General features: G+C 59.4%; 13 protein-coding genes and 1 tRNA gene. 12 read left to right on the top strand and 2 right to left on the bottom strand.

Features of this window, described 5'->3' with window-relative positions; all coding sequences use genetic code 11:
• Positions 1 to 521 precede the first annotated feature (521 nt).
• From ACOYW0_RS12375 to ACOYW0_RS12365, 3 genes are all read left to right on the top strand, one after another.
• Positions 522 to 2,075 (top strand): acyl-CoA carboxylase subunit beta, encoded by a 1,554-nt coding sequence (locus ACOYW0_RS12375; protein WP_482418722.1) that lies wholly within the window; start codon positions 522 to 524, stop codon positions 2,073 to 2,075.
• Between the two features lie 429 nt (positions 2,076 to 2,504).
• Complete coding sequence (amrB, locus tag ACOYW0_RS12370) at positions 2,505 to 3,359, top strand: AmmeMemoRadiSam system protein B (RefSeq protein WP_482418721.1); 855 nt, start codon at positions 2,505 to 2,507, stop codon at positions 3,357 to 3,359.
• A 3-nt stretch (positions 3,360 to 3,362) separates the two neighbouring features.
• Complete coding sequence (locus ACOYW0_RS12365; RefSeq protein ID WP_482418720.1) at positions 3,363 to 4,247, top strand: hypothetical protein; 885 nt, start codon at positions 3,363 to 3,365, stop codon at positions 4,245 to 4,247.
• A 271-nt stretch (positions 4,248 to 4,518) separates the two neighbouring features.
• On the opposite strand, the gene ACOYW0_RS12360 is transcribed toward ACOYW0_RS12365, so the two are convergent.
• Together ACOYW0_RS12360 and gltX are read right to left on the bottom strand one after the other, a co-directional pair.
• A tRNA-Gln gene (locus tag ACOYW0_RS12360) sits at positions 4,519 to 4,592 on the bottom strand.
• Between the two features lie 181 nt (positions 4,593 to 4,773).
• Positions 4,774 to 6,174 carry a glutamate--tRNA ligase gene (gene gltX, locus ACOYW0_RS12355; protein ID WP_482418719.1) on the bottom strand — a complete coding sequence of 467 codons (1,401 nt, stop codon included), beginning with the start codon at positions 6,172 to 6,174 and terminating at the stop codon, positions 4,774 to 4,776.
• Between the two features lie 268 nt (positions 6,175 to 6,442).
• Between gltX and rpmF the strand changes: the two genes are divergently transcribed.
• The 9 genes from rpmF (at position 6,443) to ACOYW0_RS12310 (ending at position 12,815) form a co-directional block, all read left to right on the top strand.
• On the top strand, positions 6,443 to 6,625 hold the full coding sequence (gene rpmF / locus ACOYW0_RS12350) for a 50S ribosomal protein L32 (RefSeq protein WP_180138532.1): 183 nt from the start codon (positions 6,443 to 6,445) through the stop codon (positions 6,623 to 6,625).
• 80 nt (positions 6,626 to 6,705) lie between these two features.
• Positions 6,706 to 7,455, top strand: a complete 750-nt coding sequence (fabG, locus tag ACOYW0_RS12345) for a 3-oxoacyl-[acyl-carrier-protein] reductase (RefSeq protein ID WP_482418718.1) — start codon at positions 6,706 to 6,708, stop codon at positions 7,453 to 7,455.
• Between the two features lie 18 nt (positions 7,456 to 7,473).
• A complete protein-coding gene (acpP, locus tag ACOYW0_RS12340; protein ID WP_180138529.1) occupies positions 7,474 to 7,704 on the top strand; it encodes an acyl carrier protein in 231 nt (76 codons plus the stop codon).
• A 131-nt stretch (positions 7,705 to 7,835) separates the two neighbouring features.
• On the top strand, positions 7,836 to 8,294 hold the full coding sequence (rpiB, locus tag ACOYW0_RS12335; protein WP_482418717.1) for a ribose 5-phosphate isomerase B: 459 nt from the start codon (positions 7,836 to 7,838) through the stop codon (positions 8,292 to 8,294).
• A 347-nt stretch (positions 8,295 to 8,641) separates the two neighbouring features.
• On the top strand, positions 8,642 to 9,886 hold the full coding sequence (gene glyA / locus ACOYW0_RS12330; RefSeq protein ID WP_482418716.1) for a serine hydroxymethyltransferase: 1,245 nt from the start codon (positions 8,642 to 8,644) through the stop codon (positions 9,884 to 9,886).
• Between the two features lie 76 nt (positions 9,887 to 9,962).
• Positions 9,963 to 10,418, top strand: a complete 456-nt coding sequence (locus tag ACOYW0_RS12325) for a deoxycytidylate deaminase (RefSeq protein WP_180138523.1) — start codon at positions 9,963 to 9,965, stop codon at positions 10,416 to 10,418.
• Between the two features lie 44 nt (positions 10,419 to 10,462).
• Positions 10,463 to 10,924: a transcriptional regulator NrdR gene (nrdR, locus tag ACOYW0_RS12320; protein WP_180138521.1), complete on the top strand. Its 462-nt coding sequence runs from the start codon at positions 10,463 to 10,465 to the stop codon at positions 10,922 to 10,924.
• A 63-nt stretch (positions 10,925 to 10,987) separates the two neighbouring features.
• Complete coding sequence (ribD, locus tag ACOYW0_RS12315; protein ID WP_482418715.1) at positions 10,988 to 12,088, top strand: bifunctional diaminohydroxyphosphoribosylaminopyrimidine deaminase/5-amino-6-(5-phosphoribosylamino)uracil reductase RibD; 1,101 nt, start codon at positions 10,988 to 10,990, stop codon at positions 12,086 to 12,088.
• 70 nt (positions 12,089 to 12,158) lie between these two features.
• Entirely contained in the window at positions 12,159 to 12,815 is a 657-nt protein-coding gene (locus ACOYW0_RS12310) for a riboflavin synthase (protein WP_482418714.1), read from the top strand.
• The last annotated feature ends 65 nt before the right edge of the window (positions 12,816 to 12,880 follow it).

Below are 12,880 nucleotides of genomic sequence, written 5' to 3'. Positions count from 1 at the left end.
ATGCCCGTTTTGTTTAAACGGGTCGGCTCACCCAAAGCTTTCGGCCGGTCCACGCCATGCGCAAGTCCTGTTTGTCAAGAATTGGTGAACGTTTGGCCCCCGGAAGCTGTTTTACGCTGAACAGTGACAAACCCAGAAACGGTCCGGCTCACTCAGGCCCGCCATTTAAACCACAATTGCAGTGCGTTAGAACGCCACCGTCTTGACAGCCCGAAAAAAATCATGATAGACAATTCATGACTGAGCGACCGTTCAGCCTCCTTGCGCAGCCCTGCCACCCCTTCTCGTCCCGGCCCCACGGCTGATCGCTCAGGGGCGTGCCCCAGGCACAACTCGGACCAGGAGCAAAGCACCCGACTCACATGCAATCGGCACGGCTTTTCCGATGCAGGTTTTCGCCCAAAAAATAGAAGGGGCCCATTCCCCTGATTCAGCTTTCATGATAATAATGTTCACCCCGATTATCACTTGCATGCAAAGCGCATCGCCATCATCAACCGGGAACCCCCCAAGGAGGCCGCATGAATCGCGTCCAGAACAAAATCCACAACCTGAAAGAAAAAGACGCACAGACGCTGATCATGGGCGGAGCTCCGGCCGTAGAAAAGCAGAAGGCCAAAGGCAAGCTCACCGCCAGGGAACGCCTGGACCGCCTCTTTGACAGGGGCACCTTCCGGGAAATCGACCGCTTTGTGACCCACCGATGCACCCACTTCGGCATGGAGGGCGTGGAAATCCCTGCCGACGGTGTCATCACCGGACACGGCCTCGTGGGGGGACGCCCTGTCTTCGCCTATGCCCAGGACGTGACCTCCCGGGCAGGCAGCCTGGGTGAGATGCACGCAAAAAAAATCTGCAAGATCATGGATATGGCCATGAAAGCCGGGGTGCCCATCATCGGCATGAACGACTCCGGCGGCGCACGCATTCAGGAGGGGGTGGATGCCCTGGCCGGATACGGAGAGATCTTTTTTCGAAACGCCTCGGCCTCCGGGGTCATCCCCCAGATCTCGGCCATCATGGGGGCCACGGCGGGCGGGGCCGTCTATTCTCCGGCCATGACCGACTTTGTCTTCATGGTCAAAGAGACCAGTCACATGTTCATCACCGGCCCCGACGTGATCCGTTCGGTCACCGGCGAAGACGTGGGCTTCGACACCCTGGGCGGTGCCGTGACCCACTGCACCAAAAGCGGGGTGGCCCACTTTGCCTGCGAGGACGATGAAGAGTGCATCGACCGCATTAAAATACTCCTGTCTTACCTTCCGGCCAACAACAAGGAGACCGCGCCCCGGGCCCTTTCCGAGGAACCCATCCACCGCCTCTGCCCGGAGCTCGACACCCTGATCCCCGAAAACCCCGTGAAGCCTTACGACATGTTCGACCTCATCCGGGCCGTTGCCGATCACGGAACCTATTTCGAGCCCCACAGCCTCTTTGCCCCCAACATCATCACCTGCTTCATCCGCCTGGGGGGCCGCACCGTGGGGGTTATCGCCAACCAGCCCAAGGTCCTGGCGGGGTGCCTGGACATCGATACCTCGGACAAGGCCAGCCGCTTTATCCGATTCTGCGACGCCTTTAACATTCCCCTGCTCACCATTGCCGACGTCCCCGGCTTTCTTCCCGGCATCCAGCAGGAGTGGGGAGGGATCATCCGCCACGGTGCCAAGCTCCTCTGGAGCTACTCCGAAGCCACCGTGCCCAAGCTCCTTCTCATCACCAAAAAAAGCTACGGCGGCGCCTACCTCGCCATGAGCTCCCGCCACCTGGGGGCGGACATGGCCTTTGCCTGGCCCACGGCCGAAATCGCCGTCATGGGAGCCCAGGGCGCGGCCAACGTCATCCACAGAAAAGAGATCAAAGGCGCCGACAACCCCGAGGCCATGCGCAATGAAAAAATCTGCGAATACAACGACCTGTTCCTCACCCCGTACATCGCCGCTTCCCGGGGCTATATCGACGCGGTCATCGTCCCCTCGGAAACCCGCAACCATCTCATCGATGCCCTGGACGTCATAAGCTCAAAACACGAAACCCGACCGCCCCGAAAACACGGAAATATCCCGCTTTAAAAAGCATGCCTCCGGCGGGTCGCTTTTTTAAAAAAAAGCTCCGCAAAAAACTCTTCTAAGGCACCCGCGCTACGTTTTGATCGCCCTTCAGGGCGATCAAAACGTAGCGCGGATGCGAAAATGTCGAAATTGTTTCGGCGTAGCCTGTAAGGCTTACTTAAGACCTGTTTGTCAAACTTTTTAAAAGTTTGGCTCCCGGCAGGGCCGCCGGAGGCAATTTTAAGCTGAATTGTTACAAAAGAAGAGGGGCTATGCCCTGCAGGGATGAATCTTCAAAAAAACAAAACCTGTTTGTCTAACTTTTCAAAAGTTTGGTCCCCGGCAGGGCCGCCGGAGGCCACCTGAATACGTTGCTGCGCCCCTTCTTTTTCTTCCCCAAAACCCCGTGATATACTACCGTATAGAGACAAAATTTCAGGAGGAAAGAGCATGGGTGCACGAAAACGCGCGGCCCTTCGCGGGCAGTGGTATCCGGAGAGCCGGGAGGCCTGCTTCAAGGAGGTGGAAGGGTATCGAAAGGAGGGATGGCTGAAACGCCCCTCGGGGGACGCATTTCAAGCAGGGATCGTTCCCCACGCCGGATGGTTTTTTTCCGGCAGCATCGCCTGCCGGGTCATCGAAACCGTGGCCCGGGGTGACTTGCCGGACCTGGTGGTCCTGTTCGGGCACCACCTGGGGCCGTCTGAGCCCACCAGCGTCATGGCCGAAGGGACCCTGGAAACCCCCTTTGGAGACCTGCGGGTCCATGAGGCCTTCTCAGAGGCCCTGGGAAGAACCCCTTATGTGCGGCGGGAGATGAGCCCTTTCATGGCGCCTGAAAATACCCTGGAGCTTCAGCTTCCTTTTATCCGGTACTTTTTCGGGGAGACCCCGGTCTGCCTCATGGGGGTGGCCCCCAACAAGTGTGCTGAGCCCGTGGGCAAGTCCGTGGTGGACGCAGCACGCAGCCTGGGCCTCACCGTCAAGGTCATCGGCTCCACCGACCTCACCCACTACGGCCCAAATTTCGGGTTCACCCCCCAGGGCAAGGGGGAAAAGGCGAGGGCCTGGGTCTGCGATACCAACGATCGAGAGGCCATCGACCACATGACAGAACTTGATGCTGCCTACTTCACCGACGAGGCCCTGGCCCGGCGTAATGCCTGCTGCGCAGGTGCCGTGGCAGCCACCCTGGCCGCAGCCCGGTCCCTGGGCATCCCCCGCGGCCTTGAGATCGCTCACACCACCAGTTTTGACAAAAGCCCCTCGGACAGTTTCGTGGGATACACCGGGGTGGTATTCTAAGCCATGAACATTCCAAAATACTGGGCCAAAGGCACCACACGACACGACGTTCGCATGCGAAACATCCTCACGGGCAAGCCCATGGCTCCCCTTGCCTGCTGGGGCTGGTCCGACACCAGCCTTGCCGACGCCAGGGAAAAGGGGCGCAAACGGGCGGACGCCGTTGCCGAAATGATCCTCAAGGGCAACCGGCCGGACACCTACCTCTATGGCGATCGCCCCATGCGAGAAGAAATTCTTGAAGAGTGGACATCGGAGGACGGCACGACCTGGGCCGCCGTCACCCTCAACGGATACGGATGCCGGGTGCTCAACACAGCACGGGCCATGTTCATCGACGTGGACCTGCCGATGCCGTCCCTGTGGGACTGGCTCAAATACAGGGCACGCATGCTTACCGGCGCCCGCTGCCTGCCCCCTCGGCAGCAAAAGGAGTATGAAGCCCTGTCCAAGGTAGAGACCATGGTAAGGGCAGACCCGTGTTTCGGTATCCGGGCCTATCGCACCCGGGGAGGCCTCCGTTACCTGGTTACCCATGCCCACGCCGACCCCACCTCTGAGCTCACCTCCGGCATGATGGAGGTCCTGGGTGCCGACCCCCTTTACATGCGGCTCTGCAAGACCCAAAAATGCTTTCGGGCCCGCCTCACCCCCAAACCCTGGCGGTGCGGGCTTCCCGGCCTGCACGTCTCGTACCCCTGGAGGGATGAAACAGCAGAGCAGGAGGCTCGCCGATGGCTCTCGGCCTATGGGGACAAAACCAGAGACCTGGCCACCTGTGAGCTGATCAACCACTTCGGATCCCATACCATGGACGAAGAGATCTCCCGCGTCGTCTCCTTCCACGATAAGGCGACCCGGGCCCAATCCGGGCTTGAGCTTGCATAAGCCGGATGCACGTCAACAATAGTTGTAACTATTCAGCCCATGCCTCCGGCGGCCCTGCCGGGGGCTAAACTTTTAAAAAGTTGAACAAACAGGTTTTAAAAAATCTTTTTGAGTGAATTTTTACTTTAAATGCAGATGTGATTTGATTCGAGGAACGAGGGGTAAATGACATCTGCTATCTGCTTTCAAGGTGGCACACCTTGCCGCCGGAGCCAACACCCCAAACGCAAAAAAGCCCCTTCGATTGCTCGAAGGGGCTTTATTTTTTAGTTGGCTGGGATGCAGGGATTCGAACCCCAATAGACGGAATCAGAATCCGTAGTCCTGCCATTAGACGACATCCCAGCAGGCAACTCAATTGGTTGCGAGAGGGTATATAGTCCGGTGAGGCCGGTTGAGTCAAGCAAAAATTTCGCCTTTTTCAAGCCCCCTTCCGAGGGCTTACCCTAACCCTCTTTGGGCAAAGGGCATTTTTGCCCTGAACAAGGCGCAGAAAAAATCTCCGGCGCCTTGTCCGCCCGGCTCGCTACCCCAGGCTCCGGATATGGGCCACGGCGTCGTCGATACGCTTTAAGGTCTCCTCTTTGCCGAGGACATCGAGCATCTCGTACATGTCGGGGCTGGCACCGGTGCCGGAGACGGCCAGGCGCATGGGCATGGCCACCTTGCCGAATCCCACCTCGAGCTTGGCCACCACGGCCTTGAAGGTCGCGGCCAGGGCGTCCTGAGTAAACTCGGTCTCGGCCAGGGCTTCTTTCATCGCGAGGAGCACGTCGGCAGCCTCGGGCTTGAAGGCTTTCTTGGCCATCTTGGGATCGTACTCTTTCACCCCTTGGAAAAAGAACCGGGCGTTCTCGGCCATCTCCACCAGGGTGTGGCTTCGGGGGGCCAGGGTCTTTACGGCCTTTTCCAGCTGCGTGCGGTCGTCGGCCACAATGCCCGCCTTCTCAAGGAAGGGCAGGAGGGCGTCGGCGATCTCCTCGGTGGGCTTGGCCTGGATGTGCTCGTGGTTGATGGCCATGAGCTTGTCCTGGTCAAAAACGCCGGGGGAACGACCGATATTGTCCGGGTTGAACTTTTCGATGAGTTCTTCGCGGGTGAAGAACTCCTGGTCCCCGCAGGACCAGCCCAGGCGCGCCAGGTAGTTGATCATGGCATCGGGAAGGATCCCCATGTCCCGGTACTCGGTGACGCTGGTGGCGCCATGCCGCTTGCTCAAACGGGCCTTGTCCGCCCCCAGCACCATGGGCACATGGCCGTAGGTGGGCACCTCTTCTCCCATGGCCTTGACGATGAGGACCTGCTTGGGGGTGTTGTTGACGTGGTCGTCGCCCCTTAAGATGGTGTTCACCTTCATGGTCAGGTCGTCCACAGCAACAGCCAGGTTGTAGGTGGGAGTTCCGTCACTACGCTGGATGATGAAGTCGTCGAGTTCTGCGTTGGGAATGGAGATCCGCCCCTTGACCATGTCGTCAAAGGCGGTGGAGCCGGCCAGGGGCACCTTGAAGCGCACCACGGCCCCTTCGGTGGGGCCCAGGTTTCGCTCGCGGCACTTCCCGTTGTACTTGGGTTTCTCCCCTTTGGCCCGTGCGGTCTCCCGCATCTCGTCGATCTCCTCGGGGGTGCAGGTACACCAGTAGGCGTGGCCGTCTTCAAGGAGCTTGTCGATCACCTTTTTATAAAGGTCAAAACGCTTGGTCTGATAAAAGGGGCCCTGGTCCCAGTCGATCCCCAGCCACTCCAGCCCGTCGAAGATGGCCTGAACCGACGCCTCGGTGGAACGTTCCAGGTCTGTGTCTTCGATGCGGAGGATGAAGGTCCCGCCGGTTTTCCGGGCGTAGAGCCAGTTGAACAGGGCGGTGCGTGCTCCGCCGACATGAAGGTAACCCGTGGGGCTCGGAGGAAACCGTGTTATAATCTCACCCATAGCATCTCCTGTGGTATCTATTTTTTTAAAAAAAATTTTGCCCTTCAATCCGCACCCGCTCGAAAAAAAACGTTGTGGATCGATAGGGATCTGCGCTATCTACGGCTCATGGCCAATTACCACAGTTGCTTTGCCAGCACAAGTAGCCAAAATCTAAGCACGTGAATATTCTTGACAATCGCCTTTAAATAAAATAAATAAGGGCGGTTAAGACTGTTCCATCATTATACATAATTTTTTAAAGAAATAAATGAGTTAGGAGATAACCATGGCAGTACCTAAGCGTAAGACCTCCAAAGCCAGATCGCGAAAACGTCGCACCCATTACAAGACTGACGCCCCCAACGTGTCCGTCTGCCCCGAGTGCGGTGAGCCCAAGATGATGCACCAGGCATGCCCCGACTGCGGCACCTACAAGGGTCGCAACGTACTGGCAGAAGACGAAGAGTAGCGATCACACGATGTGTCGAATCCGCACGCGAGTAACAACGCGTGCAAGGCGCCACGTTTTTTCCCTGGAGTGTAGGGTCCATGCCTGACACCAATCCACGCAGTATCGTCGTCACCGGAGGGTCCCGGGGCATCGGCCGAGAGGTCTGTCTCGAATTTGCCGGTCCCGATACCCGCATTTACTTCAACTACGCATCCTCCGAGGAGGCGGCACGGCAGACCGAAGCCCTTGTCGCTGAAAAGGGTGGTACGGCCGTGGGCGTCCGTGTGGATGTCACCTCCGAAGCGGAGGTCTCCGCCTTTATCAAGAAGGTGGTGGACGAGACCGGGCGCGTGGATGTGCTGGTCAACAATGCCGGTGTTACGCGGGACGGGCTTTTGGTCCGCATGAAAGAGTCTGATTGGGACACGGTGTGCGACACCAATCTCAAAGGGGCTTTTTTCTGCCTGAAAGCCGCGGCACGGCCCATGATGAAGCAGCGTTCCGGCCGCATCATCAACATCACCTCCATGGTTGGAGTTACGGGCAATGCCGGCCAGGCCAACTACTGCGCCTCCAAGGCGGGGCTCATCGGCCTTACCCGTTCAGCGGCCCGCGAGCTGGCCTCCAGGCAAATCACGGTCAATGCCGTGGCACCGGGGTTCATCGATACCGACATGACCGCCGCCCTTTCGGAGGAGGCCATCGGATCCATCATCGCCCAGATCCCCATGCAACGTACCGGCTCACCTTCCGAGGTGGCCGGTGTTGTGGGTTTTCTCGCCTCTGAGCGGGCAGCCTACATCACCGGACAGGTACTCCATGTCAATGGGGGCATGTTCACATCATAACGACACAATGAGGTAGCGATGTCCGTAGAAGACAAAATCAAAAAAGTAGTCTCTGAAAAGCTGAAAGTCGAAGCCGGTGACGTGGTTCCCGAAGCACACTTCGTCAACGACCTGGGAGCCGACTCCCTGGATCTCGTGGAGCTGATCATGTCCATGGAAGAGGTCTTCGATATCGAGATCTCCGACGACGAGGCGGAAAAGCTCGTTCGCGTCAAAGACGCCATCGAGTACATCGAAGCGCGCATGTAGCGCGGCCGGCCGCAAGGCCGACTCGGCAAGGCTCCCCTTCATGGGGAGAAGAAACAAAAAGACCATGACGATCAGGTTGACAGGGTGGGCCGTTCCCACCCTTCCTTGTATCTATAAGGCACGATAAGATCATGAGTAACGACACAACCCCGTATGAGACCGAAGTCATCATCGGATGCGACCACGCCGCCTACCCCCTGAAGGAGACCATAAAAGTCTTTCTGGAGAAAAAGGGCGTCAAGGTGGTGGACGCGGGATGCCACGGGCCGGAGTCCGTCAACTATCCCGATTTCGCCAAAGAGGTGGCCGGCAAGGTCTCCGACGGGACACACCCGAAGGGCATCCTTCTGTGCGGCACCGGCCTCGGCATGTCCATGGCCGCCAACCGCTTCAAAGGTGTCCGTGCGGCCCTGGTGAGCGACGGTTTTTCCGCGCGCATGAGCCGCATGCACAACAACAGCAACATCCTGGTCATGGGCGCCCGCGTCATCGGCGAATCCCTGGCCCTGGACCTTGTTCAGATCTGGATGGAAACCCCCTTTGAGGGAGGACGTCACCTGGATCGCATCCAGATGTTTGAGTCCTTCTGATCAACAGGGAAAACTGCACGGCAACACCGCTTTTTTATGGGGAGCGAACCCTTGAAAGCAGGGCCTGCACGGCGGGATTCCCGGCGACAGGGGTCGCAGGCGGTGAGCCTGATCGCGGTGACCCACGTCGAAGGCAACCTGCCGCCCTTGGGGATAAGGGCTGAAAGGGAAGACACCCGGCACGGACCGAACTCACGCTGTTCGTCCGCCGCACACCGGTCGGTCCCCACGGACCCCGGCAGCGCTTCGACAAGCCATTCGACGTGGCGTCCTTCACCAACCGAAAACCCGGCTGACAAGCCAAAACCGGCTGACGCGCCGAACACACGGCTGAAGAGGAAGCAAAGGTGAACCTGAAGTGTATTAGAGATGTGGACCCGGATATTGCCCTTGCCATCGAGAACGAAATCTCGCGGCAACAGAACAACCTTGAACTTATCGCATCGGAAAACGCGGTGAGCACCCCGGTCATGGAAGCCATGGGCACCCCCCTGACCAACAAGTATGCCGAAGGGTACCCCGGCAAGCGATACTACGGCGGTTGCGGCCACGTAGACACCGCCGAGGCCATTGCCATCGAACGGGCCAAAGAGCTCTTCGGCGCGGCCTATGCCAACGTCCAGCCCCACTCGGGTTCCCAGGCCAACATGGCGGCCCTTTTCGGGATGCTTGAGCCCGGCGACACTGTCATGGGCATGGACCTCGCCCACGGCGGCCACCTGACCCACGGCAGCCCCGCCAGCTTCTCCGGCAAGTTGTTCAACTTTGTCCATTACGGCGTGGAAAAAGAGACCGGCATGATCGACCTCGACCATGTGGAGTCCATGGCCCGCGAGTGCAAGCCCAAGCTTATCATCGTCGGGGCCAGCGCCTATCCCCGCACCCTCGACTTCGAAGCGTTTTCCGCCATTGCCCAGCGCACCGGCGCCGCCCTCATGGTGGACATGGCGCACATCGCCGGCCTGGTGGCCGGTGGCGTCCATCCCAACCCCGTCCCCTACGCGGACGTGGTCACCTCCACCACCCACAAGACCTTAAGGGGGCCCAGGGGCGGCCTGATCCTCTCCGGCAAAGACCTCACAGGCGTCATGAACAAGCAGATCTTCCCCGGTATCCAGGGCGGTCCCCTCATGCACGTCATCGCGGCCAAAGCCATCGCCTTCAAGGAAGCGGCCACCGACGAATTCAAAGCCTACCAGGCACAGATCGTCAAAAACGCCGCGGTCCTGGCCGACGCCCTCATGGAGAACGGGTTTGACCTGGTTTCCGGCGGTACCGACAACCACCTCATGCTCCTGGACCTCACCCGCATGGACATCACGGGCAAGGACGCCGAAGAGACCCTGGACCGCGCTGGCATCACCGCCAACAAGAACGTGGTCCCCTTCGACACCCGCAGCCCCTTTGTAACCAGCGGGATCCGCATAGGCACCCCGGTACTCACCACCCGGGGCATGAAGGAAGCCGAAATGAAACAGGTGGCGGGTTTCATGGCCAAGGCCCTGACCAACAAGGACAACCCCGCCGTCATCGACACCATTCGACAGGAGGTGAAGGCCCTCTGCAACGCCTTCCCTCTGTTTACCGACTAACAGGTCACCGACCCGTTGATCGAAGGGAGGGCCGGCTCGCAAAGCCGGGCCCTCCCGCCGCCAAGGAGCCGCCCATATGGAACCGGAACAGACTCGCCCCTCATGGGCCCAGTACTTCATGGACATCACCGAGCTGGTGGCCAAGCGCTCCACCTGTACACGCCGTGCGGTGGGAGCCATCCTTGTCAAGGACAAGCGGATCCTGGCCACGGGCTACAACGGCGCCCCCAGCGGGGTGCGCCACTGTGCCGAGACCGGATGCCTGAGAAAGCAATTGGGCGTCCCCTCCGGGGAACGCCATGAGCTCTGCCGCGGCGTCCATGCAGAACAGAACGCCATTGTGCAGGCCGCCCACTACGGGGTGTCCATCAACGGCGCCACCCTCTTTTGCACCAACCTCCCCTGCTCCATCTGCGCCAAGCTGCTGATCAACGCAGGGGTGAAGAAGATTGTGTACCAGTCGGGTTATGCCGACGCGATTTCCGAAGAGATGCTAAGCGAAGCCGGTGTTGAAGTGATTCAGGTCCCCTGAACCGGAGTATTGGCCCACAAGACCACTGTCACAAGGAGAACGCCATGAAATGCCCCTACTGCGCCGAAGACAACACAAAAGTCGTGGACTCTCGGGACACCAAGGATAAAAACGAAATCCGGAGGCGCCGGGAGTGCCTCGCCTGCGGCAGGCGCTTCACCACCTACGAGCACGTGGAAAAACTCCCGGTCATGATCGTGAAAAAAGACGGCCGCCGGGAAGAGTTTACCCGAAGCAAGGTGGCCGCAGGCCTCTACAGGGCCTGTGAAAAACTCGATATCAGCGTCAACGTCATCGACGCTTACCTGGACGAGCTGGAGCGGGACCTGCGGGAGACCGGAGAAAAAGAGATCCCTTCTCAGAAGATCGGTGAGAAGGTAATGATCTGGCTCCACGGCAAAAACGACATCGCCTACGTCCGCTTTGCTTCCGTCTACCGGGAGTTCAAGGACGTCAACGACTTTGTCATGGAGCTCAAGGGGCTCCTCTCAAAGGAGTCGCAGTAGCCGGGCCGTCCCCGGTACGTTAAAGGGACGGCGCTTTACAAACAGCGCAACAAAGGGGGAGCCATGGAGGCTCAGGAGTACATGGAGATGGCCCTTGCCCTGGCGGCACGAGGCATCGGATGGACCTCCCCCAACCCCGCGGTCGGGGCTGTGGTGGTCAACAACGGACAGGTGGTGGGGCGCGGCTGGCACAAGGCCTGCGGCGGCCCCCATGCCGAGGTCTTTGCCATTGATGAGGCAGGAGACCGGGCCGAAGGCGGCGACATCTATGTTACCTTGGAGCCCTGCAACCACACCGGCAAGACCCCTCCCTGCACCGAAAAGATCTTGAACGCCGGGATCCGGCGTGTCTTCATTGCCATGGAAGACCCCAACCCCGTGGCTTCAGGCGGCATCGAGCGCCTCAGGTCCCAGGGGGTCGAGGTGACCTCCGGCATCCTCCGGGAAAGAGCCGAGGCCCTCAACGAAGGGTTCATCAAGCACGTGCAGACGAACCGCCCCTTTGTGGTGGCCAAAAGCGCCGCCACCTTAGACGGCCGCACCGCCGCATCCACGGGCCACTCCCAGTGGATCACCGGCGAATCCTCCAGGCGCCATGTCCACGAGCTCCGGCACGCCGTTGACGCCATCATGGTGGGCATCGGCACGGTCAAGGCCGATAACCCCTCCCTCACCTGCCGCCTGGAATCCGGGGGAAAAGACCCCATCCGCATCATCCTCGACAGTCACCTCACCATTGACGACCAGGCGAGGGTATTGCAGCTCAATTCCGATTCTGATACAATAATCGTTTGCGGTAAGATCCCAACGGACGCCGAGGAGACCGCCCGGAAAAAGGCGCGCCTTGAGGCTTCTGGAGCGCGGGTCCTTGAGGTCCCCTTAAAGGACAATCACGTGGATCTTGACCGACTCATGGCAACCTTGGGAAAAGAGAAGATCCAGAGCATCCTCCTCGAAGGGGGAGCGACCCTTCTCAAATCCGCCCTGGACGCAAAGATCGTGGACAAGTTCCGCATCTACATCGCGCCCAAGCTCCTCACAGGAGACGACGGGTTTCCCGTCACCGCAGGCAAAGGGCCCCTCTCCATGGACGAGGCCCTGACCCTTTCCCGGGTTGCTGTTCGACACTTTGACAATGACGTAATGATCGAGGGCTACCTGTAAAGATGCCGATCGCCCTGCGGGGCGTGCCAGCCGTTTCAGGACCAGCTTTCTTGAGAAGAGGCGATGAGGTATGTTCACCGGAATTATTGAAGGATTCGGCACCATCAGGGACATCCGCCCCACAGGCCAGGGGTCCCGCTTTGCCATCGAGGCAGACTTTCCCCTCGACCGCGTCAAGATCGGGGACAGCATCGCTGTGAACGGCTCCTGCCTCACCGCCGTGGTCCTGGACGGCCGCCGCTTTGAAGTGGACGTGGCCCCCGAAACCATTAAACGCACCGTCTTTTCCAGCATCCACGTGGGTTCCCGCGTCAACCTGGAGCGTGCCCTGCGCCTCTCCGACCGCTTAGACGGCCACATCGTCTCCGGCCATGTGGACGGCGTGGGCACCATTGTCAGCAAAGAGCGCCAGGCCAACGCCGTCATCGTCACCATCGCCGTGGAAAAGCACCTCTCCCGCTACATGATCGAAAAGGGCTCCGTGGCAGTAGACGGCATCAGCCTGACCATCAACGCCGTCACCGACACCACCTTCACCCTGAGCATCATTCCCCACACCGCAGAAATCACCAGCATCGGCCAGAAGCCGCCCGGTTCCATCGTCAACATCGAAACCGACATGGTGGGGAAGTACATCGAAAAATTTCTCATGACGCCCAAGCCCGATCAGAAGCCCCAAGCCCCTTCCATCGACATGGCCTTTTTGGCCGACAAGGGATTTTTGTAAGCCGACGACGCAAGAAAAAGGGACCGATGCGGGTCCCTTTATATAGTGAGAGCAAGAGGAGTAAG

Source organism: Desulfoluna sp. HI9BLuna (assembly GCF_056829775.1).
The sequence above is the reverse complement of the archived record's forward strand: the minus strand, read 5'-3'. Positions and strand labels throughout refer to the sequence as shown.

Coding starts and splice junctions, on each gene's coding strand:
- amrB (WP_482418721.1), top strand. CDS start 2,505: ATGGGTGCACGAAAACGCGCGGCCCTTCGCGGGCAGTGGTATCCGGAG.
- acpP (WP_180138529.1), top strand. CDS start 7,474: ATGTCCGTAGAAGACAAAATCAAAAAAGTAGTCTCTGAAAAGCTGAAA.
- gltX (WP_482418719.1), bottom strand. CDS start 6,174: ATGGGTGAGATTATAACACGGTTTCCTCCGAGCCCCACGGGTTACCTT.
- fabG (WP_482418718.1), top strand. CDS start 6,706: ATGCCTGACACCAATCCACGCAGTATCGTCGTCACCGGAGGGTCCCGG.
- ribD (WP_482418715.1), top strand. CDS start 10,988: ATGGAGGCTCAGGAGTACATGGAGATGGCCCTTGCCCTGGCGGCACGA.
- ACOYW0_RS12365 (WP_482418720.1), top strand. CDS start 3,363: ATGAACATTCCAAAATACTGGGCCAAAGGCACCACACGACACGACGTT.
- rpmF (WP_180138532.1), top strand. CDS start 6,443: ATGGCAGTACCTAAGCGTAAGACCTCCAAAGCCAGATCGCGAAAACGT.
- rpiB (WP_482418717.1), top strand. CDS start 7,836: ATGAGTAACGACACAACCCCGTATGAGACCGAAGTCATCATCGGATGC.
- nrdR (WP_180138521.1), top strand. CDS start 10,463: ATGAAATGCCCCTACTGCGCCGAAGACAACACAAAAGTCGTGGACTCT.
- ACOYW0_RS12325 (WP_180138523.1), top strand. CDS start 9,963: ATGGAACCGGAACAGACTCGCCCCTCATGGGCCCAGTACTTCATGGAC.
- ACOYW0_RS12375 (WP_482418722.1), top strand. CDS start 522: ATGAATCGCGTCCAGAACAAAATCCACAACCTGAAAGAAAAAGACGCA.
- ACOYW0_RS12310 (WP_482418714.1), top strand. CDS start 12,159: ATGTTCACCGGAATTATTGAAGGATTCGGCACCATCAGGGACATCCGC.